The following is a 26,476-nucleotide window of genomic DNA, read 5'->3' as shown; positions in this document are numbered from 1 at the left end:
ATTTTTTCTTTAAAAAGTAATTTTTTCCATATGTTTTTATTAGTTACTTTAGATTTATCATAAAACCAATTCGTTGAGTAATAATTTCAAAAATTTTACAAAAATATTTGCAGTTCGTGTCATAACATGTTATATTAACAATCGTCAAATTTCGATTTTGAGTGACGCATGATTTGTTTTAATCAAGCAACTCACTCAAATCCTTCATATTAAACCGTGAATTCAAACTAAACATAGATTTAACTTCTTATGAGATGAAAAGGAGAGGACCGGATGAAACAAACACGAAAACCAACTCTATTTGAAGCACTGCTTCCCATCATATTTTTAATCATTATTTTAGTCTTATCACTAATGATTTTTCATGTGGATCCGCAGATTCCACTCTTATTAGCAACGGCATTCACTTCTATTTTAGGTGTTTATCGCCTTGGTCATAAGTGGTCAGACCTTGAAGATGGAATTATTGATACCATTAAGATCGCCATTCAAGCCATTTTAATTTTACTAATTGTCGGAAGTCTGATTGGAACATGGATTTTAGGCGGTGTCGTCCCTTCAATGATTTATTGGGGATTAAATATTCTTTCTCCTAAAATCTTTTTAGTCGCGACTTTACTGATTTGTTCGATTGTTTCGATTGCCACAGGTTCATCTTGGACCACAGCTGGAACAGTCGGAATTGCTTTATTAGGAATTGGACAAACGCTTGGTATTCCATTGCCTGTCGTTGCAGGTGCAATTATTTCGGGTGCTTATTTTGGTGATAAAATGTCTCCGCTATCTGATACGACGAACTTAGCACCAGCAATGGCGGGGGCAACGTTATTTGAACATATTAAACATATGATTTTCACCACTGCTCCAGCCTACCTCATTTCGATCATTTTATATGCAATTCTTGGGTTTAAATATGCTGGTCAATCATTAGACACAGCACAAATTGATATTATTAAAACGACCTTATCATCAAGCTTTCATACGTTATCACCTATTCTTTTACTTGCACCGATTAGTGTTATTACGATGGTTATTTTAAAAATTCCAGCCTTACCTGCCTTACTCACTGGAACGTTATTCGGTGGGGTATTAGCCATGATTTTTCAAGGGGCAAATTTAGGAGATGTCATGAATGCGATGCACTACGGTTTTGAATCTCACACTGGAGTTGTAGCGGTGGATGAATTATTAACACGCGGTGGTTTAAATAGTATGTTATGGACTGTATCGTTAGTCATCTGTGCTCTATCATTTGGTGGAGTTTTAGAAAAAACAGGTATCCTTGAAACGATCGCAACACAAATTTTACAATTTGCTAAAGGAACATTTGGCTTAGTCTTTGCAACCATTATCACGTGTATTTTTACCAATATTCTAACGGGAGATCAATATTTAGCGATTGTTATGCCAGGTCGTATGTACAAAGATGAATATGAGAAACGAAATTTAGCCGCTAAAAATTTATCACGTGCCATTGAAGATAGTGCCACTGTGACATCGCCTTTAATTCCTTGGACTACTTGTGGTTCGTATATGCTTGCAACACTTGGCGTTAATCCGATTAGCTTCTTACCTTTTGCGTTCTTTAATCTTTTATGTCCAGTCATTTCATTGATTTTAGCTGCAACGGGTTGGACGATGGAAAAACGTCACACTAACTCATAAAAAACTTTTCCTAAGTGAAACAACCATTGATCTTCAAGAGGCCACTGAAAAAGGAGCTTATTATTTATAAAATAATAGGCTCCTTTTTCCTTACTCTCTATCATATCCATTTTTTGTATGAGATTCAATAAACCTATCTGAAAGATCGCTTGTTTTTCTGTCACTAACTTCACTATTCTCTTCGTATTAACGACAAAAGCTGTTAAATAGGTCTGGATTTTCATGCCGAAAAGTCTCGCGAATTTACATGTTTGAAATCCGTGAGACTGTTTTAACTCGGCATTTTTCGCCTCAATTTTATAACGTTGTTTTTTCCTATCCTTAAATTCATTTGTCTTCTGATAGTCGATGGCTTTTTGATGAATGTCCGATTTAAGGGTCATGGAATAAGTTTTAGATTTTGCCCCGGGTTTATAGCACCCATCTCTTAAAGGACAATGCTTACATTTTTCTATTTCAAAGTAATAGGTTAAACTCTGATTCTTTTTTTGATTTTTCTTTCCCGTACGGGCTTTTCTGACACTTAAATGTCCAGCTGGACATCTCATTTGTCCCGCATCTTTATTATATTCAAATCCTTCAACTTCTCGTTTTCCACCATTTAAGACAATTGGATTTAACGGCGTTACAGCCGTTATATTTTCTTGCTCCATGTACCCTAAGTTCTCTTTACTTGAATAGGCGGCATCCGCTAAGACTTCTTTCACTTCTATCCCGTTCTTTTTTGATTTTTCAACCAATGTTTTCAAATACTTTCCATCACTGACTTCACCCGTGGTCACTTCAATCGCTGTCATGAGACGCTCCTCCGTGATGGCTAGATGTGTCTTATATCCGGCAAACGCCTCAGTTTTAGATTTATAACCCATTTTAGCTTCTGGATCTGAGACAGAAAGAATGGCTTGGTAGGTTCGATTTTTTAGGATATCTAACGCTTTTTCTCTCGCTTCTTGAATCTGTCTATTTTTATCTTGATAGCGATGAGAAAACTCTATTAATTCTTGAGTATAAATGACCTCTTCTTCAAGTGAAGCAGTGGAATGAAGCTTTGGAGGAACATGATCCTTCACCTCAGGAACGTAACGATAAAGTTGTTTTCGGATATTTTTAGAAACCTCTCTTAAATTCTCAATGGGAGTTTTAACTTTATACCGACTTCGTGTATGTGTGGCATCCATGATCAGTGTCTTTGATGGAATTAAGTTCTTTTGAATCGCTTGGTTAATCACTTCACCTAATAAATCCTCTAAGATGTCCTCCTGATTTAATCTCAGTTTTCTGAACTTAGTTAAGGAAGACGGATGCATGAGTGGATCTTCGGGGTCTAAATTCAAAAAGTATTTATAAGCCATATTGACTTGAGCCTCTTGAATGACACGCTCATCCGACAGATTGTAAAGCATTTTAAGGAATAATAACTTAAACATGACTTCAGGAGAATAGGCAGGACGTCCATAATCAATGGAATAACGATCACTTAGTAACGGTGTGACAAATGAAAAATCAATCTGTTCCTCGATTAAACGTAAGGGATGATTTTTGGGAACGATTTTATCGTATAAGGGATGTCCTTGAGAAAGATTTAAGGATAATTGTTCAAAGTCTTTAATCATGATGAGCCTCCAAAAATGTCAATGATAGTAAAATTATATCATGTATAAGAAAAACCACTGAGACAATTCTTGCTTCAGTGGTTTCCATTTATTGTGATGCGTTTTTCAGTGACCTCATCTTCAATGGTTGTTTTTTATTAAAAGAATGAAGCAACTATCATGACTTACATAATTTGCATGATGATCAAGAAAATCATAAAGCGGACAGAACATCTGTCCGCTTTATGACTCCCTAATCTAGTTCTTTCTTCTTTTTAATAGACTTCATTTTATTAATCACTTGACCGATCATGTATCCGATAATACCAAACATGAAATAAATCTTACCGTAAGAATACATTAAGTCTTGTGTGTCATCAGCCTGTAAACCGATAATGAATAACATGGTGGATAAAATAGACATTCCTAAAGATAGACCTATATTGATCCGATTTAAAGCACTGATAAGACCTTGGATTAAGATTAATAAAGGAAATAACGCGACTAATGAAACAGCCATTATTCCTTTCATATCTAATCCCACATTAAGTCCAAAAGAACTAACCCAAAGAATCGTTATTACTAATATATACAGCGTAGGAAATAAAACAATAGCCATCGTTTTCTTTGTCATCAACACTCCCCCTATGACATCATCATTTAATACCATTATACATCATTTACCAAAAATAACAATCGATTGATTGAAAGGATAACAATGTGTCAATGGATAAGACTCGCTTTAAACGTGCTAACCTAACTGTCGTTGACATCATCAAATTAATGCGACGTAGCAGTCTCATGATGAATCATAAAAACGTAGGACCCTCCTGACTATATTCGTCTAAAGATTCCTACGTTTCTTATCTATCGTTTAAGAGTGATTTATTTTCAAACACAAGCAACGGTTTAATCCATCAGTTGAACCGAAGGATTAAACAATGTAATTCCTGTATTTATTCCTTTAAACTCCCATCCTACCTTCAGATAACATGCTCCATTTGGCACAGGATAGGTCACACATACGCGTTTAAACTGTGGTGTCACTTCTGCCACCACATTATGAGAATATACATCCACACACACATCTGCTTCATTATAAAAAGCGACTTTATAATTAATTTCTTCTAGATCATTTCCACGAATCACTAAACCAACCGTTACTTTTTTAGCTTCATCACACGCTATTGTTTCCGTATAAACTAATCGCTCATACTCCTCCATATGAAAACTTAAACTAGCCACTTTATGTGATTCGATGACTGTTTCATCAAAATGTAAGTACTCGTTCGTTTTAAAATAACGTGGCTGTTCGTTTTCTCTTTCATGCCAGTTGCTATTTTTAATTTGATTTCCCTTCATTCTTACTCCTCCAATCCCCCTCATTTTATCGTTTTAAGTAAAGTTGATAAATATCCTCTTTAAAATCAAGTGGAAGCTCCTCTTTCACGTATATTTTTTCAACTTGAAATCCAAGCTTTAAATAAAGACAATAGGCACGTTCGTTACTTGAAAACACACTCAATCGAATGGTTTCAATGTTTCGTTGATCAAAACACGCTTTTATAAATGCCTTTAAAACATAACTACCAATGCCCTGTCCCCAAACGTTAGGTTGAAGCCCAATACTTAACCATGCTTCCGATTCGCTCTCATCAAAATCACTCAACGTAATAAAACCAACCCATGTCTGATTTGAAAAAATAGAATAATAACGCTCCGTTTGCATCTGTTCATATTCATCAAACCAGTGATTTAAATCGTTTAACGTCTGCTTATGTTCTTCTATCTCTCCGTAATGCTTAGTAAACAACGGATCCTGATATAACGCGCCTAACGATACTAAATCTTGACGCTTTAATGGTTGATAGTGAAGTTGATGTAAAGATTGAATTTGCTGCATGATAAATCTCCTTTAACGCCCTTTGAATAAAATAATTCTTAAATCTAAACAAATAAATACGGCAAGAATAATATCTAATACCCATAAAAGATAACTAAACAATAAAATAAATCCTGCTTTAAAAAAGTAGCATAAAAAAAATCGATAAATAACAATGGAAATTAAAATCCAAACGACTAACGCAACGGCTAAACTAATGGGACTCATGCACTTGTTAATGAGCTGAACATGAGTAAAAAATAAAAAATAAATGATTCCCGCGACGACAGCTCCGGTAAAAAGAAAATAAAATGTTCCCCACAACCACCCCGTATAACAAAATTGAACTAAGACCTGTGACACGAAAAAGAGTGAAAAAATACTGGCTAAACTTCCAAAAAGATAGCATTCTTTCACAACCTTTCGCCCTTTTCCTAAATTTTCATTCATAAACAATGCTAATATTCCGATGATCGGAAGAAGTAACGCTAATAATTCAAGCAATCCTATCCTAAATCGTAAGATTAATACACACAAAAAAGTGACTAAGAAGCAAAAAGCATTAATTATGCAATGAACCTGTAACACAAAATGCCTCTGATATTGGATTGGGCCCTTCATTCTCACCCGCCTCCCTTATTAATTCATCTATTACAATGTATTCTTCAGGTGACAAAAACATGAACGAAGATTCTCTCTATTATCAAACACATTTTGCTAAAAAAACAGTTAAGAAGCGTCGCTTTCTTAACTGTCAGTTTGATTATGATTTTTTACTTGCAACCACACCATAAATCGCTGCTAATGTGAGGAAGGCGACACTTCCATAGCTTATCGTTTTTTTATGTTGTTCACCAAAAAAGTATTTATCTCTTTCATCACATGCTTCTATTTTAAGGGTGATCTCATTTAGCAATTTAATTAATTCTAATTTCAATTCCTGAGGTAATTCATCTTTTTTTAACAACTTAATAATGGCCTTTGACACTTTGTAATAATATTTTTTCGTTTGCTTGCTCAGTTTTGACGTTTGTTTCACTGTTTTTTGATTCGTTTTAAGAACTTGTTTGGTTTGTTTCAGTAGTTTTGGAACTTTTTTCAACGCTAATTCGTTAGGATTTGAGTCTAGCTGTGAAATTAACGTTAATAAATCCATGTATGCTATTTCTTCTAAATTCGCTGAGGAATTCAAAGATTTGTCTTTTATTTCAGACTTTTGATAGCCAATTACTTTTTCCATCATCATCAAACATCCTTTATCATGAAAGATTTCTTTTTATTTTAGCACATTTTTCGTTTCATATGAGTCTCATGTTCTTTTTTTTGAATCCAATCAGATTTTTTTACATGTTTTAAAACATTTATCAAAATAATAACACATAGGAATCGCAGTACGAGATCAAAGTTTATGGTATAATTTAAAATGAGGTGTTACATATGAAACAATTAAAAATTTATTTCACATCGGATTTACACGGTTATATCTATCCAACCGATTATACCGATCGAACAGAAAAACCAATGGGACTTTTAAACATCCTGTCTCAGTATAAAAAAGATGGTAATACATTAATTATTGATGGTGGAGATACGATTCAAGGCTCGCCTTTTATGACATTTTTAAGTTCAGAGAACTTAGAAAAACATCCAATGGCGATGGTGATGAATGAAGGTGGTTACGATTACGTCACACTTGGAAATCACGAGTTTAATTATGGATACAACTATTTAAAATCTTATTTAACACATTTAAACGCTAAATGTTTATGTGCTAACGTTGTCGATAAAACAGGTGTTTTACCAATCGCATCTTCTGATATTAAAGTGATGGAAAATGGATTAAAAGTAGGAGTTATTGGATTTACGACTGACTTTATTCCAATTTGGGAAAAAGCCTATAATTTAACGAACTTTGAAGTCCGCGATACCTTTTCATCCATTCAAGCTTTACACGATGAGTTAAAATCTCAAGTTGATGTTTTAATTGGGATTTATCACGGAGGATTTGAGTACGATTTACAAACTCATGAACAATTAAGTTCTTCATCAGAAAATATCGCCTATAAGATTTGTAAAGAGTTACAATTTGATTTATTATTAACAGGACATCAACATGTTCCTTTACAAAATCAAACGTTATTTGGAACACATATCATTCAAACGCCACATAATGCAGCAAAATATGCTCAAGTGGAATTAACACAACATGACGATCAATCGATTACAGTGACTTCGTCATTAAATGCGGTGGACATTAATCCAGAACCTTCACTCTATCAAGCATTAATGCCACTTGAAGAGCGTATTCAAACATGGTTAGACTCTCCAGTTGGTTACTTAAATACCGAGTTACAACCAACTGAACGTATCGACATGGCGATTCACGGATCACTACTTGCCAACTTTATTAATCAAATTCAATTAGAAGTTTCTGAGGCTGATTTAGCATGTACGTCTTTTGCCAACTCGATTAAAGGCTTTAATACAAGCGTAACGGTTCGCGATATCGTCTCAACTTATGTTTATCCAAATACATTAGTCGTTTTAGAAGTAACAGGGCAAATTTTAAAACAAGCACTAGAAGTTTGTGCCTCATATATTCATTATGAAAATGGTGAAACTTCTGTTTCTCGTCGTTTCCTTCAGCCAAAAGTCTCTCATTATAACTACGACTTTTTCTCAAATGTGTTTTACACATTTGACTTAACGAAGCCAGTGGGTGAACGTGTGACGTCAATGGTCGTTAATAACCAAGAGGTCCAACCTGAGGATACGTATAGTTTAGTGATGAATAATTACCGTTCAAGTGGAGTTGGAGGTTATGACTTTTTACGTGGCTGCCCTGTCCTAAAAGAAATCCAAATTGAAATAACAGAAATTATTATTGATTACTTTAAGAAGCATCAACATGTGACAGTTGATGATCGTCAATTTATTTCAGTTATTAAATAAAATCTAAAAAAGCCATCATCTTTAAGATGGCTTTTTTAAACTTCACTTGATTGTCTTCACCGACTAAAGCCTTTTAAAAATTAATTTTGACACGTTTATGTTATTAATCTCTTCCCCTTATGAGATTTAACTTTAGAAAAAACACAAAATTAATGCTGTTTTATTAGTGTAAATTTATGTTTGTATGATACGATAAAAAGAAATTGGATTTTTTTGAAAGGAGTTCATTATGAATAAAAGATATCATCAGTATTTATTAGGGGGACTTTTCATCTTGATCGCTACGGTTATTCTCGTTTTATTTAATAAAAAATCTCCATCTGTTGAGCAAATTCCCGATACTTTAACGAAGCAACAACAGATTGATTTAACGTTGGGCGAGACCATCGAACAAGGTAACTATACCTTTAATAATCCCTATCTTATCCTTAATCCGTACGAATCGTCTCCTTTAACCGCCTTAATGGCCTTTAACACGGAAGACTTAGTCTCTGTTCGTGTAACGATTTTAGGAAAAGATGAGCACTCAACGTTTACACAAGATTTTGAGGCAGCTACTTCTCACCTCATTCCTATTTATGGGCTTTATCCAGATTCACTCAACGACATCATCGTGACGTTAAGTGATGGACAAACGAAAACGATTCAAATCAAAACGGATCCGTTACCAGAGGATCTCCCTTTACCTACGTCTATCAATGCAAATAAAGAGAAATTAAGTAACGATTTATACTTTTTCACGCCCTCTTCTGAAGGTTATACCGCTGCTTATGATGTGAATGGAGATGTGCGATGGTATTTAACGACTAAAAATGTTTGGGACATTAAACGCTTAAAGAATGGAAATTTATTACTAAGTTCTGATCGATTAATGGCTCCTCCTTATTACATGGCTGGATTAATGGAGATGGATTTATTAGGTAAGGTTTATACAGAGTACGTCTTTGAAGGTGGCTATCATCACGATGCGGTAGAATTACCAAACGGTAATTTATTAGTTGCCGCCAATAATCCAGCTAAAATGACCGTTGAAGACTATGTCATCGAACTTGATCGTTTGACGGGTGAGGTCGTTAAATCGTGGGATCTTTCCACTGTTCTTCCAACAGAGGCTGCTAAAAGCGAAAATTGGACGGAACACGACTGGTTTCACAACAATTCCGTTGACTTTGATGAAGAAAATCAAGCGATTATTTTATCAGGACGTCATCAAGATGCCGTCATTAGTATTGATTATGAAAGTGGGAAGCTAAATTGGATTGTCGGGGATCCGACGGGATGGCCTGAAGAGTTGTCCTCTTACTTTTTCACCCCAATTGGAGAAGACTTTGAATGGCAATGGTCACAACATTCCGCTAAAATGTTACCGAATCAAAACTTAGCGATCTTCGATAATGGAAACAATCGTTCAAAAGATCCTTATACGTACTTAAGTGCCAATGATAATTATTCAAGGGGTGTTATTTATCACTTAAATAAAGAAGAGATGACGATTGAGCAAATGTTTGAATTTGGAAAAGACGAAGGTTCTTCTTTTTACTCACCGTATGTTTCAGAAATTGATGATTTAGGAACGGATCACTATCTCATTCTCTCAGGTGGGATTGGAAGTTTAAATGGTGAGGCTTTAAATCAACCGGCTTATTTTTATGAAGATGCCACCCTTTCAAGTCGCATGATTGAAATGTTAGATGAAGAACGTCTCTTTGAAATGGAGTTACCCGCTCATTATTATCGTGCCTCTAAAATGAGCCTTTATCCTGAATCAACATCTTACTCCCTTGAACTTGGAAAACGTCTAGGTCATTTAGGAGAAACAAAAACACTACCTATCAAAGTAAATGGTTTATTCTTTAATGAAAATGAATTAAATGATACGTATCAAATCAACTTCACTCAAGAATCAGATCGTCTCATGATGACAGGAGCCTTTTATGAAGGGGATAAAGTTAAACTGATTTTAAATCGATTAGGTGATCAACGAGTGTACAGTGTTCGAATTACAACGACTCCTTATTCAGCAATGTGTATTGATTTGTTTAATCCTGATGCACTAACTGACGAAAATCAATTAATGATCACACAATTCATTAATGCTGAAGGGTTAAGTGGAACTTATGAACTTTATATTGAAATAAATAACGTTGTTTATCCAATTCATCAATCCGTCTCTTTTTAACCTCATCAAAAAGTCCTTTTCTAATAGAAAAGGACTTTTTCCTTGCTCTTTACCACAAAAAAGAGGAATTCAATGATTCATTGAATTCCTCTTTTAATTTAAATCGTTGTTTCTTTTGAAACGATGACTTCATGCTTTTTAGCACGTTTAGCTTTTTTACGAGAAATATTAATCAGTCGTAACATCCATTTAAAGCATTCGTTAAATAAGACAACCGTTGATCCTAAAGCAATGATTTTAACCCACATCATGAAACTTAACGGAACGGCATGGAAGAATCCACCTGCTAACTGAGTCACGGTGATTTGAATAATAAACGTGATAAATAAAATTAAAAGTGCCACTTTATTTTTAAAGAAATTCACGAAAATACTTACCAAACCAAATTCTCGACAATTTAAGGCGTTAAAAATGACTAAACTGACAAATAAACTGAAAATAACCGTTTGTTCTTCATTAGCACCCGCTGTCACATGCGTTAAATCTGCCCCTAAGAAGTTATACTCTAATTGACAAAGTAACACAATCATCATAAATAAACTATTCACTAAAATGGTTTGTAACATGAATCGATTAATAATATTTGCATTTTTCGAAATTGGTTTACGTTTCATGACTGCTTCACGAATTGGTTCTAATCCAAGAGCAAGCGCTGGAGGTCCATCCATAATAATATTCACCCACAGTAAGTGAATGGTTGTAAACGGTAAAGGATGATCCATAATCTGTGAAATAATTGTTAATAAAAAGGCGATCACGTTAACCGTTAACGTAAATTGTAAGTATCGTTGGAAGTTATTATAAATTCCACGTCCCCATTTAATGGCTTCAATAATCGTATTAAAACTATCATCTGTTAAAATAATATCCGCTGCATTACGACTCACTTCTGTTCCTGCAATTCCCATCGCAATCCCAACATCTGCTTTTGTTAAAGCTGGTGCATCGTTAATTCCATCTCCTGTAACGGCAACCACTTCACCATTTTTTTGAAGCGCTGAGACGATTCTCATTTTTGTATTTGGCATTGAACGTGCGACAATCGCAATATCCTTAATTTCTTTTCTAAGTTCGGCATCTGTTAAACTATCAATGTAACTTGCTTCAACGGCACGTTTACCTGCTGTTAAAATACCGATTTCTTTTCCGATGGCAATCGCCGTATGAATGTTATCACCCGTTAAAATTTTTGTTTCAATTCTTGCTCGACGTGCACATTCAATCGATTCTTTAACGCCTTCACGTAAAGGATCATTAATTCCAACAAATCCATGGAAAATAAACTGATTATCAAAGCGTTCTTTTCCGATAAACTCTTCTTTGCGATTTGTTTCTTGATAAGCAAAAGCAATAATACGCATCGCATCGGATTGTAACTCTTTCATTTTATTTAAAATGGCTTCTTCACGACTCTTAGTTAACGGGCGTACCTTTCCATCGACTAACTCCATTTTACACTGCTTCAAAATGACTTCAGGCGCACCTTTAGATAAAATGTGGTAATTCGTTTGGTGTTTCGTCACTGTTAACATAAACTTATTCGATGATGTAAATGGAAGTTGTCTTGCAATCGTCGCCTCTTCTCTAACTTGACGATAGCTTGGATTGTTTACCATCGAAATAATGGCCCCTTCTGTTGGGTTTCCGATGTAGTTATGATGCGTTCCATTAAACTCAACATCTGCTGAACTATTAATTAAACAGTTTTCAATAAATAATGGATAATTAGCGATGTCTTTAAATAACACTTCATGCCCATCGACAAACACTTTACCCACTTTCATCTTATTTTCTGTTAACGTTCCTGTTTTATCACTACAAATCACACTAATTGAACCGATCGTTTCACAAGCTTCTTTTTTGCGAATTAATACATTAATCTTCGCCATTTTTTGCATCGTCATGGCTAGTGTAATATTAATCATCGTTGGCAATCCTTCAGGAACCGCTGCTACAATTAACCCCACACAAACAACAAAGGCTGTTTTAATGCTTGGAAAGACAAAGTACATACTATCTAAAGAATGAACAAAACTATCCCAGCTTGTAAAATCAAGTTGAATATGACTATCTTTTAAAATTTGGATCAGCATATAGATAAAAAGCATCCCAGCAACTGCTGATGAAATAGAGGAAATTCGTTGTCCGAGCTTTCCTAACTTAATTTGTAATGGGGTCATCTCTTCTTCTTGATGTAATTCTTTTGCAATAGAACCCATTTCGGTTTCATCACCAATTTTAGTCACCTGCATTAAACCATAACCATTTCCTACTAATGTTCCTCCATATAGGATATGATCTTTCTCTTTTGTGACTTGATCAGCTTCTCCTGTTAACATATCTTCACGTAATTTAAGTTCAGTTGCCTCAAGGACCACTCCATCCGCTGGAACCATATCTCCAGTTTCTAAATACACTAAATCACGAGGAACGACTTCTGTTTTATGAATCACTTGTTTTCTTCCATCTCTAAGCACTTTAACAAGAATATCACCTGTCATCTTCTGTAACGATTCCGCTGCTTTTTTAGAGCGGCCTTCTGTCATACGACCGATGATAATTCCAAGTAAGACGGCCATACAGATTCCGACTCCATCTTGATATTCTCCTACTAAAAAGCTCATTCCACTCGCGATAATTAAGATCACCATCAGTGGTTCTTTAAAAACATCCAGTAATTCCAACCATAGGCCACGTTCTTTTGGCTTTGTGAATTCATTTGTTCCGTATTTCTCTTTTAATGCTTCGATTTCTTGCGGTTTAAGTCCTGTTTTCAAATTTGTAATTGTGATATTAGTTGATTCTGCTTCATTTGCCAAATGTTTAATGACCAACACCTTCTTTCTTTTTATTTTACAATCAACTCTATGCACTAAATTTTTAAAATAGAACTAAAAAAACTCCTCATTTGAAGGAGTTTTAATTTTTTTCTAAAAAATCAACAATTAACTGTTCAATCATCTCGGCCGCATATTTATTTTGATGCACCGTATCAATCGTTAAAGTTAGTCCCGCTTCTTGTGAAATTTCTTCCCATGACTTTCTTAAAATATAATGCTTAAAAGAAGGAATAAAGTACGCAAGCGGTGTTTTAACAACAGGTTTATGTGCTTTAGGCCGATGTCTTTCATAAAACTCAAGTTGTTTTTCATTTAACGGTAAATACGTAATGTTTTTTTCTCTTGCCACTTCTTGAATTTCTTGACTGTATTCAATGGCCGATTTAAAAGCAACGGAATGACGGTCTTCACTAATAAGGGGCAATGATAAAATCGCAAGCTTCGCTGTTGTTTTCATTTTTAACTCATCGATCAACGTTCTTAAATTTTGAATAAACCACTTTTCAGATGGTTTTTGAGGCAATTGTTTTTTGAGTTCAAAATGAAGTTCATTCGGTTTACTTAACTGAGCTAAAATATCGTTGGTTCCAATTAAAATAATAATATAATCTGGATGACAGTCAACAATCTCATCAATCCGTGATAAGACGTTGTAAACTAAATCGCCATTTACCCCAGCGTTAATAAAGTCATAGCCTTTACTTCCCATTTGAGCGGATAAATCATCAACAAAATTATGCGCCATCGTTCCTTTTGTATGGCTATCACCTAAACACGCCACAACTTTTCGCCCTATTGAAGGTTTTTGCTTAAACTTTTTAGGCGTATTTTTGGGTCGTTTACTAAACTCAAAAACAGTATAGCTACCAATTAAAAACGTGATGAGACTCAATAAAAATAAGATTATTTTTTGAATTTTTCTCACTTCAAACCTCCTATTAAACGCTTCTATCCTCTACTTGATGGGCTAAATTATCATCTGTTAGCTCATCGATCACCGTCTCTACCTCTTAGACTGTGCGTTTGTCTTTTATATTATAAACAATATTTTATGAAATGTGTCTTCTTCTCTTTCTTTAGTTAATAAAGGTTACCCTAATCTTCACTCTATTAGACATTCTTATTACTATTTAAAATAAATACATTCTATATATTATTTGTTTTCATTAGTCAGTCAAAACACTTTAACGGAAAGGAAATTCTACTTTTAAAACTTCTTATAACAGATCTTTAAATAAAAATAGGATACTAATATTAGCCTCCTATTTCATAGTATTTTTAAATTTTTCTATAACTGAAATAAATTGAATTAATGAGCTTAAATACCCAAATCAGTAAAGCTCTATTATAAATTATGGTTTATTTGATATTAATGACTGCATCTAAACATAAAGATAGAGCAATTTCAAATGAATCTCCACCCCATCCTCTTTCATCATAATTATGTATATCGGCTAATGTATCTGCTGTAAATAAAATTTGTCCAAATATTATGTTTCTAAATTCTGAGCAGGCAGCTAAAGAAGAACACTCCATTTCTACAACAGAACAGCCTTCGCTTCTTCTATATTCAACTTTATCTTTCGTCTCTCTGAAAAAGCCGTCCGTCGTCCATGTTAGGCACTCAATATAAGAATAATTATGTTTATTTAATGTCTGTTCAATCGCTTTTAACGCCATTGGATTTAACTCCACATATCTTGAAGGAGGCAAATAATGATATGAAGTTCCTTCATCTCTTAGAGCCTTTATTGGCACTAAAAACGTATTTTCTGGTATATCAATCAGGGCACCACATGATCCAGCGGATATGACTTCCTTAACTCCATAACTAATTAGCCAATCTAAAATTTGAGTTGCAGGGGCAGAACCAACAGGAGCTTGACATAAACAAATTTCATGCCCTTGGTAGTGAGTTAGATAGATAGGATAAACTTTAGTCGCTGATTCAAACTTCGCAACAATCTCACAATTATGTTTATTAGCATATTTATCAATATGATCACCTAAGAATGCAAATACCGCTTTTTTAGGTAATTGTAAATTTAATTTCTCATGATTAGGCATCAAAACTGAAAATTGACTATCATCGTATTCTAATATAGGTATTTCATTTTTTATAATTGCCATACTATCCTCCAATAGTTTTTTAATTTAATTTACATAATTTTACCATTTAATTAAATAAAAAACTATGATTTTTTACACCTTATATCTTTGTCTAACAAAACTTTAATTCTTCATTCATTAAACTCATGAATTTTTCCATTTTCTTCAACATACTGCATCTTTATTTATGATGGGTTCATCTACAACCTCAATAACCCCCATCGATAGACACGCATCTTTTATGAACCTATTAATATACTTATTAATTTATAAAATTTTCCAGTACTAGAAAATTGATGAATATCGATATATTTTTGTATTTTATATTTCTTATTGTCCAAAACTATAGTATCATTATACTTTGATAGCAAAAGCAAATTTTCATGATCTAGGAGGGATCTTATGTCTAACAAAACTACTGACCTAGGGAACGATGCAATTGGAAAACTCCTTTTCAAACTAGCAACTCCTGCTATTATTGCTCAACTAGTCAACGTTTTATATAATATTGTCGATCGTATCTTTATTGGCCGTTTACCTGAAGGTGATTTAGCGATGGCTGGGGTTGGAGTCGCCTTTCCAATCATCATGCTTATTTCAGCAACAAGTGCGTTAATTGGAATGGGTGGTGCTCCACTTGCTGCGATTAAAATGGGGAAACAGGATTATGACGGGGCTGAAAAAATTATTAGTAACGCCCTTTCAATGCTTGTCATTATTTCGGCTTTATTAATGACGGCTTTATTCATTTTTAAAGAACCTTTACTGTTAGCATTTGGAGCGAGTGAACAAACACTATCTTATGCGAATGATTATTTAGGAATTTATGTGTTAGGAACATTATTTGTTCAAATAGCTATTGGGATGAATCCTTTTATAAACACTCAAGGATTTGCTAAAATCGGAATGATGACTGTTATGGTCGGAGCCATTATTAACATTGTTCTTGATCCAATCCTTATTTTTGGATTTAACTTAGGTGTTAAGGGAGCTGCCTATGCCACAGTTGCCGCGCAACTTGTCTCTGCCATTTGGGTGCTTCGCTTCTTATTCGGTAAGAAGAGTACACTAAAAATTCGAAAAGAATTTTTAATTCCTGAAGCTAAAGTTGTTCTACCTATTTTGGCTCTTGGTGTTTCACCCTTTATTATGCAAGCCACTGAAAGTATTGTTTTAATTTCATTAAATAATCAACTTTCAAAATATGGTGGAGATTTAGCCGTGAGTGCCATGACAATTATTAGTAGTATTAACCAAATCATTTTACTACCTTTAATGGGACTCACATCAGGTGCACAGCCAATCATTAGTTACAACTATGGGGCTAAACAATATGATCGTGTCAAACAAACGTTTAAACTGTTATTAGTCGTTTGCTTAATTTATACGACAACGATGTGGGCTAGTTTAATGTTTATTCCTGAAGTCTTTGTTAATATCTTCAACGATAAACCAGAGCTTGTTGAAATTACCTCTCATAGTATTCGTATCTTCTTTGCAGGTATTTTTGTTTTAGGTGCACAAGTCGCTTGTCAACAAACATTCTTAGCGTTAGGTCAAGCAAAGATTTCATTAATTCTTGCCCTTTTACGTAAGATGATTTTATTAGTACCTTTAATCTTTATTTTACCAGCCACTTTAACTATGCTCATGACACAGCTAGATTTAGTTTTCTTAGCAGAACCTGTAGCAGATGTGTTAGCAGCTAGTACAACCGTTATTTGTTTCATCCTCTTCTATCGTAAAACATTCACTCACGTCATAAATGAAGACTAAAATATAATTCATAAAAAAACCGTTTAGTTTACATCAACTAAACGGTTTTTCCTTTTAACGAATGATCATAAACAAAAAATCCTAGATTATCTAGGATTTTTTTAATTAATGTGCTTTACCTTACAATCTGGACAAACACCTTTAAACGTCATTTCACACTTTGATACATCGACACCCGCTGCTTTTTCAACAATAGAACCAATACCTTGTAATTCTTCAATAAATAAATCATGTACTTCGCCACATTCTAAACATAAGAAGTGAAAATGATCATCTAATGTCCCATCAAAACGATCAGGATATCCTGGAATACTCACTTTTCGAATCATATTATGATCCGCCAGTTGAGATAAATTACGATAAACCGTTCCTAAACTTAAATTCGGATTATCTTTTTTTAACATCTCATAAATCGCATCCGCTGTTAAATGTAAGGGATTTTCTTTCACGCAGTTATAAATCATTTCTCGTTGTTTTGAATATTTCATATAAACCACCTACTTTACTCACTATATCTATTAATAATATAATAGTAATGATTACTAATTTAAGTATAGATGATTAACTCAAGAATGTCAATTAGTATGCTTTAACAACTATCAGTCAAATTTTGACTTTTTATTAACGATTCTTTCTGCTTTCTTGATAATTGTTTAATTTCATACTCACGACGACAAGCCTCTTGTCGAGTCTCATAATGTTTCGCATACTGTAACACAACAGGTCGACGCGTTCTTGTATATTTTGCCCCTTTTTTCGATTCATTATGTTCCCTCATTCGACGATCCAAATCAGTCGTATATCCTGTATAATACGTTTCATCTGAACATTTAACGATATAAACCCAATACATGTTTTTCTCCTCACACTCACTTCTTATCTACTATTGTACCAAGTGTTGAGCTTATCGACAAACTTTTAAATTTACCAATTGATGAGAACGAGAGTGATTTGATGTTTTTAATTAACTAACAATAATAGTCTCATTTGTTTGATAATTAGACTTGATCCATTTTTCACCTTGCTTGATGGAACTGATTTGGGGAATATTTCATCCATTTCCGAAGCAACTTTCAAAAACAATCAAAAAGGTTCAGGAAGTTATCTCGTTCGTCTTTCTACTTCATTTTTAGAACCAACTTTTAAAAATTTATCATCTTTTATCCCTCATTCCCTCATGAAAAACTTCTACTCTAACAATATCTCTTATTTGAAATACTAAAAAACTAGTCTTAATTAAGACTAGTTTAAAGATTTAATTTAAAAATATGTGATTATACACCTTTATAAAGAATGACATAATAGATGATGACTCCTAGTTGAAGCACAAGAAGTAGCGGGATGGTGATTTTAAATGACCAATGCTTCGTTTTATGACGGAATTGTTTCATTCCTGCATAAATCCCAAAGCTTCCAAAGCAAGCCGCACAAGTAAATAACGTTTTTTCACTAATTCGCCACTCTCCTAATCTTGACCGTCTTTTATCAATTCCCATCAAGCAAAAACCCAGTATATTAATAAAAACTAAATAAGCGATCCACATTAGTCATTCTCCACAACAAGGGAAGCAAATTGAAGCGGAATTATATTTACTAAATCGTGCGGATTCACTTCAATTTGCAATCCAATTTTACCACCACTTACAATAAATGAAGGAAGTGTTTGAGCACTTTCATCAATGACCGTTTGATAATTTTTCTTCATTCCAATCGGTGAACATCCACCTCGAACATACCCCGTTAATGCATTGATTTCACTCACTAAAATCATTTCAATCTTTTTCTCTTTGACGACTTTAGCTGCCTTTTTTAAATCTAATTCTTTCTCAACTGGAATCACAAACACGTAAATCGTTTGACTACTTCCTCGTGTCACTAACGTTTTAAACACCATCTCTTTACATCTTCCAATTTTTGAAGCGACTGTCACACCATCCATCGCTTCTTTCGCTTCATAAGTGTGTAGTTCATATGAAATTTTATGTTTATCTAACAAACGCATGGCATTTGTTTTTCCTTTTATCATAACGATTCCTCCTCATCTTTTGTTAAGTCTATTATACAATGAAACAATTTAAACAATCATCTCTTTTATGACACATAAAAAAATCCTCTTGTCTTCATCACAAGAGGATTTTTAACATTTCAGTTAAGCAAATGCCTTTTGATTCATACGCCACTCTTTGGCATACTCATCAAATAATTCATTGATCGCTCGACCAATTTTTTGATAATCTTCATCATCTAAATTAGCCAATGAGACACGAATCGACCATTCAGGACCTTCAAAGCCACTTCCGTTTAATAAAACGATACCGTAACGTTGAGATAAATCAAATAAAAAGTCTAATACGTGACGTTCTGTTTGTAAGTAATGAGCAAATGATTCGCCATACTTTAACTTCGCCCAAACTAATAAATCATATTTATTATAATACGCTGTATTTAATGAATTTTTAACAAATGGATAAGACTTTAATTCCTGATAAATTAACTGCTCACGACGACGACAAATCGCTTTTGTTTGTTCTTTATAGCGATTATCTTGGTCTAAACGTGCAAAAGCAGAAAAAATAGCCATTTGTACTTGTTGTGGCGTTGATAACCCTGCCGTGTGATTTAAAGCAACGTGACGACTATCTGCAACTAAACGATCAATAAATGAAATCGCCTCTGGAGTTGTCGTCAGTGCCTCATATCGACGATGTAACAACTCTTTTTCACAAGCTGGTAACTCGTTGATGAGCTCATTATATACATTATCTTTGGCTAAAGCAATGACACCTAAACGCCATCCAGTCACTCCAAAATATTTCGAGTAAGAATAAACCCCTAACGTATGGTATGGCATGGTCACCATTAACGATTTAAATCCATCACAAAACGTTCCATACACATCATCTGTGACAATCATTAACTTTGGATGATGATTCGTTACAATTTCTTTTAAATAATCTAATGATTCATCATTCATTGCCACAGCTGGTGGATTACTTGGATTAACGATACATGCCAGTTTAATCGATGGATCTTTTAATTTATCTAACTCTTCTTTTGGATATTGCCATGTTGGAACGCCCGCTTCATTCACTTCTGAGGCATGAATCCAAACAATTTCAAATTCATTTGAAGGTAAATTAGCAATTTCTACATATGGCGTGAAAATAGGAACAAATAAAGCGATTTTATCTTTTGGTTTTAAAATAAAATTTGCTTTTAATGAATCAAAGATACAACACATGGCTGCTGTTCCGCCTTCAACCGCAAATAAATCATGTGTAGACGTTTGAAAATCTCCTCCCATTTCATTTATTAAATAATCCTTCACCACTTGCTCGATATGAACTAACATTCGATCAGGAACAGGATAATTATCACCAATAATTCCATCGACTAATTCAAAAACCCATTCATCTTTATTAAAATGATGTTCTTTTATTCCATAGTCGATGATCTTTGCTAACAGCTCAATTCCCGGTGCCTCTGGGTGATTTTTTACATACGTTAAAAATCGGTCATAGATGCCAGCTTTTTGTGGCATTCCTGCTAAGTCTCCTTCACACCACGTTAACTGAGTTTCTTCAACTGCAAATTGACCTAACGTGAAAAAGGCTTGACGCGGTGTCGCCGCCGTCCAGTTTGGATTTCCACGTCCTGCATTTAACACTTGACGATTCGTTAACAATCTTGATCGTTCTGCAATCTTAATTAATTCATCTTTTAATTCAAATGGACTTAAGACTTTTACTTTTTCAATTAATTGTTTAATATCTGTTCGTTTCATCATTCTCTTCGTTGTCATACTTTTGTTACGCCCTTCTCTTTTAACTACCTATCCTTCCATACTTTCAAGAACGGATGTTTTCTTACTGACGATCAAAATCTTTAGTCAGCCTCTTTAATTTACCATAATCCTTCACTAAAACAAATAGTTTTGACCATTTATCTGACATTTTTCTTCATTTTCATAATAGCCCATAGTCTTTAGGTTCATGAACGAGGAAGCAATGATGACAATCTTATGTTTCATTTCTAACTTTCTTTCATCGTTTTAAAAATCTCGAGGATCCTAACCTAGCTCTTCATAAAAGAAAAGGAGGAATCGAGTTGATTCCTCCTTTTCATCCTTTTGTTACTCTGATCGAATTTTTTTAACAGCTAAACACTCAGCAAAACGCATCATGAGTTCATCCATATCAATGTCACATTCCTCAATTTTTAATCGACCTTCTACATAAAACAACGTATTTTTATAAACACGTTTCGGATCATTGACTGTAATATAACAGTCTTTTCCTAAGTAGTAAAACTGATCCAAATCATTATGTTCAATCAGACGTTTAAAAATCGGACGTTGCTTATGATCTTTTGTGAGTGTCGCGATCGGTAACACAACAACAAAAGGATAATTATCGTTATGATTATACTGATCTTTTTGAATAATAATACATGGGCGTAACTTAATACCTGTTACAACTTCAAGACTTTCTGACCGACGCCTTCCTGTTTCCGGCTCTGATTTTCCTTCAAATCCATCTAATCGCTCGATGATGCGGTATAAGTCTTCGTGCGTTTCATCTTTTTCAACAAACCGAAACGGTCTTCCCTGCGTATACGGTAAGGCGACGTAGAAGATTTTCCCACGATGAATATCTTTACTTTGAACAAGTCGAGGTAAATCCATGCTATTTATTCTTCTTTCTCAACTGCCTCTTCAAATTCTTTAACGCCTGAACGATTTTCTTCTAAATCTATGATATCAAATAGATTTTCTTCAAAGAATGCCGCAACGTCAAATTGTTGAAGAGGCGTTTTTCTGTGATTCCGTGTTGCTTGGGAAGACTTTGTTTCTCGTTTTTGTAACATCCCTTTATTCCATCCATCATTGCCTCGATTAACCATTTTCCTCACCTCGAATTAGAGATTTCGTAAGTTCTTATCCTACTTTAAGATAACTACAATCCTTGCTCTTTTGTATCTTATTCAAAGAATCCATTAGCATATATGCCATTGCCTAATTCATGAAGTTAAATTAACGTTGTCAGAATGAATATCGTTTTATGATAGTATATGAGTATTTTGACATGGCGTCTTTTCCTTTGTCACACTTGCTTTAAAATTTCTTTTTCATGACAACATAAAAACTCGTAGAACTATTATTCTACGAGTTTTTATGTTGTCTTGTCTTTTTTTCTAACCAAACGTAACTGATCCATCCAATGAGCAAGGTCAAACTCACTAACAAATAACGGATAACATCCTGCTTAATCAACGGTAAAACACCTTTTGTCACACCAACAGCTACCAGTCCGATTAAAACAAACTTTAAATATGGTTGGGGTTGTCGGCGATCATGATATAAAACAAGAAAAAAGAAACCAACTAATGTGATAAGATTTATAGCTTCTCTCATTTTAAGTCCACCTATGTTTTTTTCTTATTATATCATACTAGTGTGACTTTATCTCATGATGAATGACAACTTCCATCTAAAATTTCTATTTAGCACTTCTTTTAATTATTCAACCTCAAAAACAATCGATTCATATGGACGTAAATTTAAGCATCCTAGTTGAGTTGATGAGTCGTTATAATTTGATAGAACCACCTTTTTCACGTTCCATTTCGTTAAACAAATAATGGCTGGTTGTTCAAAGAAATTCGACACAATTAATAACTTTTTATCTTCATATGTTCTTAGGTAAGCATACACATTTGGATGGTGTTCATTTAAAAGTGTGTAATCACCATAAACAATCACATCTTTATACGAGCTAAAACGTCTTAATTCAATTAACTGACGATAATGATTAAATAAAGAATCTGAATCGTCCATTTGATTTTTTACATTAATCCACTTGTAATTTTCATTCACTTTAATCCATGGCGTCCCCGTTGTGAACCCAGCGTTTTCTTCATCACTCCACTGCATTGGTGTTCTGGCATTATCTCGTGAAGTGACATTAATATAACGTTTAATCAACTCTTCTGGATAATTTTCTTCTTTTAAACGTTTAATCTTTTCAAGCGTTGACACATCGCGGTAATCTTCTAGTTCATTATAATTGGCATTTGTCATTCCAATTTCTTCTCCGTTATAAATAAACGGTGTTCCCCACATCAGTAACAAAGAGGTCGCTAACATTTTTCCAGATTCTTTATGATAATGCGTGGGCTCCCCATACTGTGACATCACGCGTGGATGATCATGATTTAACCAGTATAATGGATTCCATGCTTGATGATAAAGACCTGATTGCCATTTTTTAAATACTTGTTTTAACTGGATTAAATTTGTTCGATTACTCCACGTTTCATCTAATGCATTAAAGCCATTATTGAGCCAACAATGATCAAACGTAAATACCATATCCAACTCTTTTGAGTCTTTAGCAGCATACTTTAAGGCATCCTCAATCCCAGCATCGCCTCCCACTTCTCCAACGGTGAAAATATCGTATTTCGAAAGAACTTTTTCATTTAATTCTTTTAAGTAAGTATGAACATTTGGAAGATTTGAAAACTTTGACCAATCTTCTTTATATTTTCCTGCACTATTCATCGTTGAGTCTGTAAACGTAAAGTCACGATCCAAGTGAGCCACCGCATCCACTCTAAATCCATCGATTCCAAGTTCTAACCACCACATAACCATTTTAAATAAATCAGCACGCATGTTTTCATTAGACCAGTTTAAATCAGGCATTTTCTTTGAAAAAATATGCATGTAATATTCATCTGTTTGTTCGTCTTTTTCCCAACATGATGGCGTAAAGAAGGAGGCCCAATTCGTTGGTTCCACTTCATTTCCAAAGGCATCTGACTTTCCTTTTTGCCAAATGTAATAATCACGATACGGATTATCTAACGACTGACGCGCTTCAACAAACCATGGATGCTCATCACTAGTATGATTTAAAACAAGATCCATAATAATCTTCATGCCTCGTTTTTTCGCTTCAGTTAATAATTCTTTAAACTCTTCAATCGTCCCAAATTCAGTCGCGATTTGATAGTAATCTGAAACATCGTATCCATTGTCATCCATTGGTGACTGATAAACTGGACATAACCAAAGAATATTAACCCCTAAATGAGCGAGATAATCTAACTTACTAATAATCCCTCTTAAATCCCCAATTCCATCCCCATTACTGTCGCAAAAGCTTTTTGGATAAATCTGATATGCGACTCCTTCTTTCCACCATTTACGTTCCATTGTACCCATGTTATTCATCCCCTCATGATCAACACTTAATCTAACCTTATTTTATCATAGCCCTCATGCCTGTTCTAACCTTTCCTGCCTGTAACCGATTCCACCTTATTCACTAATGGATTGTTATCATTTTTTAATTTAGAACGTCCCTTAATCTTGATCATCACGAAGCAAACGACCTTACCAAATTAAAATATAAATTCAAACAATCTTAAACCCCTTTAAGAAAGTGGTGAGTATTTTTCGCTCATTTGGTTGGCCTATCAACTTAGGCTATTTTTAACCCTTTTGAACTTTATTCTTTTTTTCACATTTTATACATGAAATCTGTATTTTTTTCGTTAGAATACTTAATTTATTACATTTTTTGCTAATTATTTGACATTTTTTTATTTTTTTCGTTTATCTTTGTTAAAAAAAACACAAAAAGGACTTACATTTTTAACCGTTTACTGTTAAAATATTGCTTGTCTTTTAGATACAAATTTAACCGTAGGGGGTACAAACATATGTTAAAAGGTAAACTTTTAATTGCATTAGCATCAGCAGTATTATTCTTAGGTGCGTGTTCAAACGGAGCTCCAAAAACTGAAGAGCCACAAACAAATCAATCAACAGAAGCTCAAAATGGTGAAGGATATACAGGAGCTTTAACTTATGAAACATTAGTTGATCCAACTGGAGAGTCAACAGATGTTGTTGCAATCTCAATGGAATTTGAAAATGGAAAACCTACTGGAGTAAATATCGATGTTTTAGTTGATGGAAAAACATCTAAAAAAGAAATGGCTGCTAACGGTGAATACGTAATGAGCCAAGCAGAAGGTGCATTACAATGGGATGCACAAATCGAAGCAGTAGAAACATTCTTAACAGAAAATAACTTCGATACAACAAAAATCAACCTTACTGATGAAGACGGACACACTGATACATTAACAGGTGTATCAATGAAAGTTGGTTCTTACGTACAATTAGTACAAGAATTAATGGATAAAGTAGCTGCTGGAGAAACTAACTTTGAATTCTCAGGAGTAAAAGAAACAACAACTGATGGTAACGTTATCGAAATCGTTTACTCTAACGGAACACCTGTTAACTTAAACATCGATGTTATCCAAGAAGATGGAACTTCAAAACGTGAAGCTTCTGAAGCTGGAACATATGACATGGGTGGAGAATTAGCTTGGCATGAGCAAATGGATTTATTAGAAGACTTCATCGTAGCTAACAACTTCGATTTAGGAAAAGTAACATTAACTGATGAAGATGGACACACTGATGCTGTAACTGGTGTATCAATCAAAGTTGGTTCATACTTACCATTAATCGAACAAGCATTAGAAAATAAATAATTCAACCAAAAAGATGTAGAGCCATTCTACATCTTTTTTATTATCTGATAAACTAAAGCATGGTCACTTCCAATCTTTAAACGACTTGATGCATTCTGATCAATAAAAAGCTCTCTCTATTGACTTAATCAAATAGAGAGAGCTCCCGTTAACCGACGAGATTATTTAGAATAAAAAGAATTCATCATCAGCTGTAGTTGAACATCCGCCATTGTTTTGGGAACAACAACCATTGTTACTTGCACTGCATCGACCATTAATATATCCTTGACGATATCCTTGTTGATAACCTTGTTGGCAACCTTTTTGGAATCCTTGTTTATATCCTTGTTGAGTTCCTTGTTGAACCCCTTGGCGATACCCTTGTTGACATCCTTGTTGGAACCCTTGGCGATAAGCGCCTCGACAGCAACATCCACCTGTATTACATGATGAACATGTTTGATTGCATGATGAAGTGCCTGTTCCATTTGTACTAGATGTTGATTGATTACCTGTTGCCGACGTAGTTGTTTGACCCACACGATAAACATTACCTGTGGCGAAAACATTACCTGTGGCAAGGACATCCCCACTCGTTACGATAGGTTGATTGTCACTACTTCCACAACGTCCACGTCTTCTTCCACATCCGTAATCTTCATCAGTTCCAAAATTATAGATTGAATTTGAATCAAAATTAGTAGTATTTGTATTATTACAGTTTCTATTACACATGTTTTTTTAGCTCCTTTGAGTATGTTAATTTTTCAACTACACTATACTTTATTCAAAGCCATCTTATTTGCATATGCTTTTATCCCAGTTTTAGTTTTATTTCCATCACTTAAAAAATAAGTAGTGTTTTGTCATATCTTTTGTTATAATGATTTAATAGTTAAAACTAATAAATCTAACGAGGTGATCG

General features: G+C 34.2%; 24 protein-coding genes. 5 read left to right on the top strand and 19 right to left on the bottom strand.

The features are described 5' to 3' along the window. The first annotated feature begins 273 nt into the window (after window positions 1-273). Window positions 274-1,665 (top strand): Na+/H+ antiporter NhaC, encoded by a 1,392-nt coding sequence (gene nhaC, locus JRC48_RS02705; RefSeq protein ID WP_235070338.1) that lies wholly within the window; start codon window positions 274-276, stop codon window positions 1,663-1,665. Here nhaC and JRC48_RS02700 read toward each other — a convergent pair. The 6 genes from JRC48_RS02700 to JRC48_RS02675 form a co-directional block, all read right to left on the bottom strand. Continuing rightward, the gene (locus JRC48_RS02700; RefSeq protein WP_235070337.1) at window positions 1,650-3,278 is read right to left on the bottom strand and encodes an IS1182 family transposase; all 1,629 of its coding nucleotides are present in this window, start codon (window positions 3,276-3,278) and stop codon (window positions 1,650-1,652) included. The two genes, nhaC and JRC48_RS02700, sit on opposite strands and share 16 nt — an antisense overlap. A gap of 232 nt (window positions 3,279-3,510) precedes the next feature. Beyond that, window positions 3,511-3,891, bottom strand: a complete 381-nt coding sequence (locus tag JRC48_RS02695) for a hypothetical protein (protein ID WP_235070336.1) — start codon at window positions 3,889-3,891, stop codon at window positions 3,511-3,513. A gap of 275 nt (window positions 3,892-4,166) precedes the next feature. Then, on the bottom strand, window positions 4,167-4,619 hold the full coding sequence (locus tag JRC48_RS02690; RefSeq protein WP_235070335.1) for a hypothetical protein: 453 nt from the start codon (window positions 4,617-4,619) through the stop codon (window positions 4,167-4,169). Window positions 4,620-4,644: 25 nt separating this feature from the next. After that, window positions 4,645-5,160 carry a GNAT family N-acetyltransferase gene (locus tag JRC48_RS02685; RefSeq protein WP_235070334.1) on the bottom strand — a complete coding sequence of 172 codons (516 nt, stop codon included), beginning with the start codon at window positions 5,158-5,160 and terminating at the stop codon, window positions 4,645-4,647. Window positions 5,161-5,172: 12 nt separating this feature from the next. Then, the gene (locus JRC48_RS02680) at window positions 5,173-5,643 is read right to left on the bottom strand and encodes a hypothetical protein (protein ID WP_235070333.1); all 471 of its coding nucleotides are present in this window, start codon (window positions 5,641-5,643) and stop codon (window positions 5,173-5,175) included. A 259-nt stretch (window positions 5,644-5,902) separates the two neighbouring features. Beyond that, the gene (locus JRC48_RS02675) at window positions 5,903-6,382 is read right to left on the bottom strand and encodes a hypothetical protein (protein WP_235070332.1); all 480 of its coding nucleotides are present in this window, start codon (window positions 6,380-6,382) and stop codon (window positions 5,903-5,905) included. Between the two features lie 194 nt (window positions 6,383-6,576). On the opposite strand from JRC48_RS02675, the gene JRC48_RS02670 reads away from it, so the two are divergent. Both JRC48_RS02670 and JRC48_RS02665 read left to right on the top strand, forming a co-directional pair. After that, window positions 6,577-8,091, top strand: coding sequence for a bifunctional UDP-sugar hydrolase/5'-nucleotidase (locus tag JRC48_RS02670; RefSeq protein ID WP_235070331.1), 1,515 nt, complete (start codon window positions 6,577-6,579; stop codon window positions 8,089-8,091). Between the two features lie 229 nt (window positions 8,092-8,320). After that, on the top strand, window positions 8,321-10,270 hold the full coding sequence (locus tag JRC48_RS02665) for an aryl-sulfate sulfotransferase (RefSeq protein WP_235070330.1): 1,950 nt from the start codon (window positions 8,321-8,323) through the stop codon (window positions 10,268-10,270). Window positions 10,271-10,368: 98 nt separating this feature from the next. Here the strand turns inward: JRC48_RS02665 and JRC48_RS02660 are convergent, their stop codons facing one another. From JRC48_RS02660 to JRC48_RS02650, 3 genes are all read right to left on the bottom strand, one after another. Beyond that, entirely contained in the window at window positions 10,369-13,089 is a 2,721-nt protein-coding gene (locus JRC48_RS02660) for a calcium-translocating P-type ATPase, PMCA-type (protein WP_235070329.1), read from the bottom strand. Between the two features lie 100 nt (window positions 13,090-13,189). Then, on the bottom strand, window positions 13,190-14,035 hold the full coding sequence (locus JRC48_RS02655) for a GDSL-type esterase/lipase family protein (protein ID WP_235070328.1): 846 nt from the start codon (window positions 14,033-14,035) through the stop codon (window positions 13,190-13,192). A 434-nt stretch (window positions 14,036-14,469) separates the two neighbouring features. Further along, complete coding sequence (locus JRC48_RS02650) at window positions 14,470-15,240, bottom strand: nucleoside phosphorylase (protein WP_235070327.1); 771 nt, start codon at window positions 15,238-15,240, stop codon at window positions 14,470-14,472. 381 nt (window positions 15,241-15,621) lie between these two features. On the opposite strand from JRC48_RS02650, the gene JRC48_RS02645 reads away from it, so the two are divergent. Then, window positions 15,622-16,995, top strand: a complete 1,374-nt coding sequence (locus tag JRC48_RS02645; protein ID WP_235070326.1) for an MATE family efflux transporter — start codon at window positions 15,622-15,624, stop codon at window positions 16,993-16,995. Between the two features lie 101 nt (window positions 16,996-17,096). Here JRC48_RS02645 and JRC48_RS02640 read toward each other — a convergent pair whose 3' ends face one another. From JRC48_RS02640 to JRC48_RS02600, 9 genes are all read right to left on the bottom strand, one after another. After that, window positions 17,097-17,483, bottom strand: a complete 387-nt coding sequence (locus JRC48_RS02640) for a Fur family transcriptional regulator (RefSeq protein WP_235070325.1) — start codon at window positions 17,481-17,483, stop codon at window positions 17,097-17,099. Window positions 17,484-17,584: 101 nt separating this feature from the next. Beyond that, window positions 17,585-17,848 (bottom strand): GIY-YIG nuclease family protein, encoded by a 264-nt coding sequence (locus JRC48_RS02635; protein ID WP_235070324.1) that lies wholly within the window; start codon window positions 17,846-17,848, stop codon window positions 17,585-17,587. Between the two features lie 421 nt (window positions 17,849-18,269). Then, entirely contained in the window at window positions 18,270-18,539 is a 270-nt protein-coding gene (locus JRC48_RS02630) for a DUF1294 domain-containing protein (protein ID WP_235070323.1), read from the bottom strand. Next, the gene (gene ybaK, locus JRC48_RS02625; RefSeq protein ID WP_235070322.1) at window positions 18,539-19,021 is read right to left on the bottom strand and encodes a Cys-tRNA(Pro) deacylase; all 483 of its coding nucleotides are present in this window, start codon (window positions 19,019-19,021) and stop codon (window positions 18,539-18,541) included. The genes JRC48_RS02630 and ybaK overlap by 1 nt, the downstream gene beginning before the upstream one ends. A gap of 123 nt (window positions 19,022-19,144) precedes the next feature. After that, complete coding sequence (aspD, locus tag JRC48_RS02620) at window positions 19,145-20,797, bottom strand: aspartate 4-decarboxylase (protein ID WP_235070321.1); 1,653 nt, start codon at window positions 20,795-20,797, stop codon at window positions 19,145-19,147. A 330-nt stretch (window positions 20,798-21,127) separates the two neighbouring features. After that, window positions 21,128-21,679, bottom strand: a complete 552-nt coding sequence (locus JRC48_RS02615) for a type II toxin-antitoxin system PemK/MazF family toxin (protein ID WP_235070320.1) — start codon at window positions 21,677-21,679, stop codon at window positions 21,128-21,130. 5 nt (window positions 21,680-21,684) lie between these two features. Next, window positions 21,685-21,897 carry a hypothetical protein gene (locus tag JRC48_RS02610; RefSeq protein WP_235070319.1) on the bottom strand — a complete coding sequence of 71 codons (213 nt, stop codon included), beginning with the start codon at window positions 21,895-21,897 and terminating at the stop codon, window positions 21,685-21,687. A 259-nt stretch (window positions 21,898-22,156) separates the two neighbouring features. After that, window positions 22,157-22,408 (bottom strand): hypothetical protein, encoded by a 252-nt coding sequence (locus tag JRC48_RS02605; protein ID WP_235070318.1) that lies wholly within the window; start codon window positions 22,406-22,408, stop codon window positions 22,157-22,159. Window positions 22,409-22,513: 105 nt separating this feature from the next. Further along, the gene (locus tag JRC48_RS02600) at window positions 22,514-24,223 is read right to left on the bottom strand and encodes an alpha-glucosidase (protein WP_235070317.1); all 1,710 of its coding nucleotides are present in this window, start codon (window positions 24,221-24,223) and stop codon (window positions 22,514-22,516) included. Between the two features lie 500 nt (window positions 24,224-24,723). Here JRC48_RS02600 and JRC48_RS02595 point away from each other — a divergent pair, with 500 nt between their 5' ends. Further along, a complete protein-coding gene (locus JRC48_RS02595) occupies window positions 24,724-25,569 on the top strand; it encodes a hypothetical protein (protein WP_235070316.1) in 846 nt (281 codons plus the stop codon). 165 nt (window positions 25,570-25,734) lie between these two features. On the opposite strand, the gene JRC48_RS02590 is transcribed toward JRC48_RS02595, so the two are convergent. Next, window positions 25,735-26,286 carry a Yae1 family protein gene (locus JRC48_RS02590; protein ID WP_235070315.1) on the bottom strand — a complete coding sequence of 184 codons (552 nt, stop codon included), beginning with the start codon at window positions 26,284-26,286 and terminating at the stop codon, window positions 25,735-25,737. Window positions 26,287-26,476: the final 190 nt, after the last annotated feature.

The sequence above is a fragment of the Turicibacter sp. TJ11 genome (genome assembly GCF_021497505.1).
Taxonomy (GTDB): domain Bacteria; phylum Bacillota_I; class Bacilli_A; order MOL361; family Turicibacteraceae; genus Turicibacter.
Note: the sequence above shows the minus strand (reverse complement) of the source record. Positions and strands in the feature narration are given on the sequence as shown.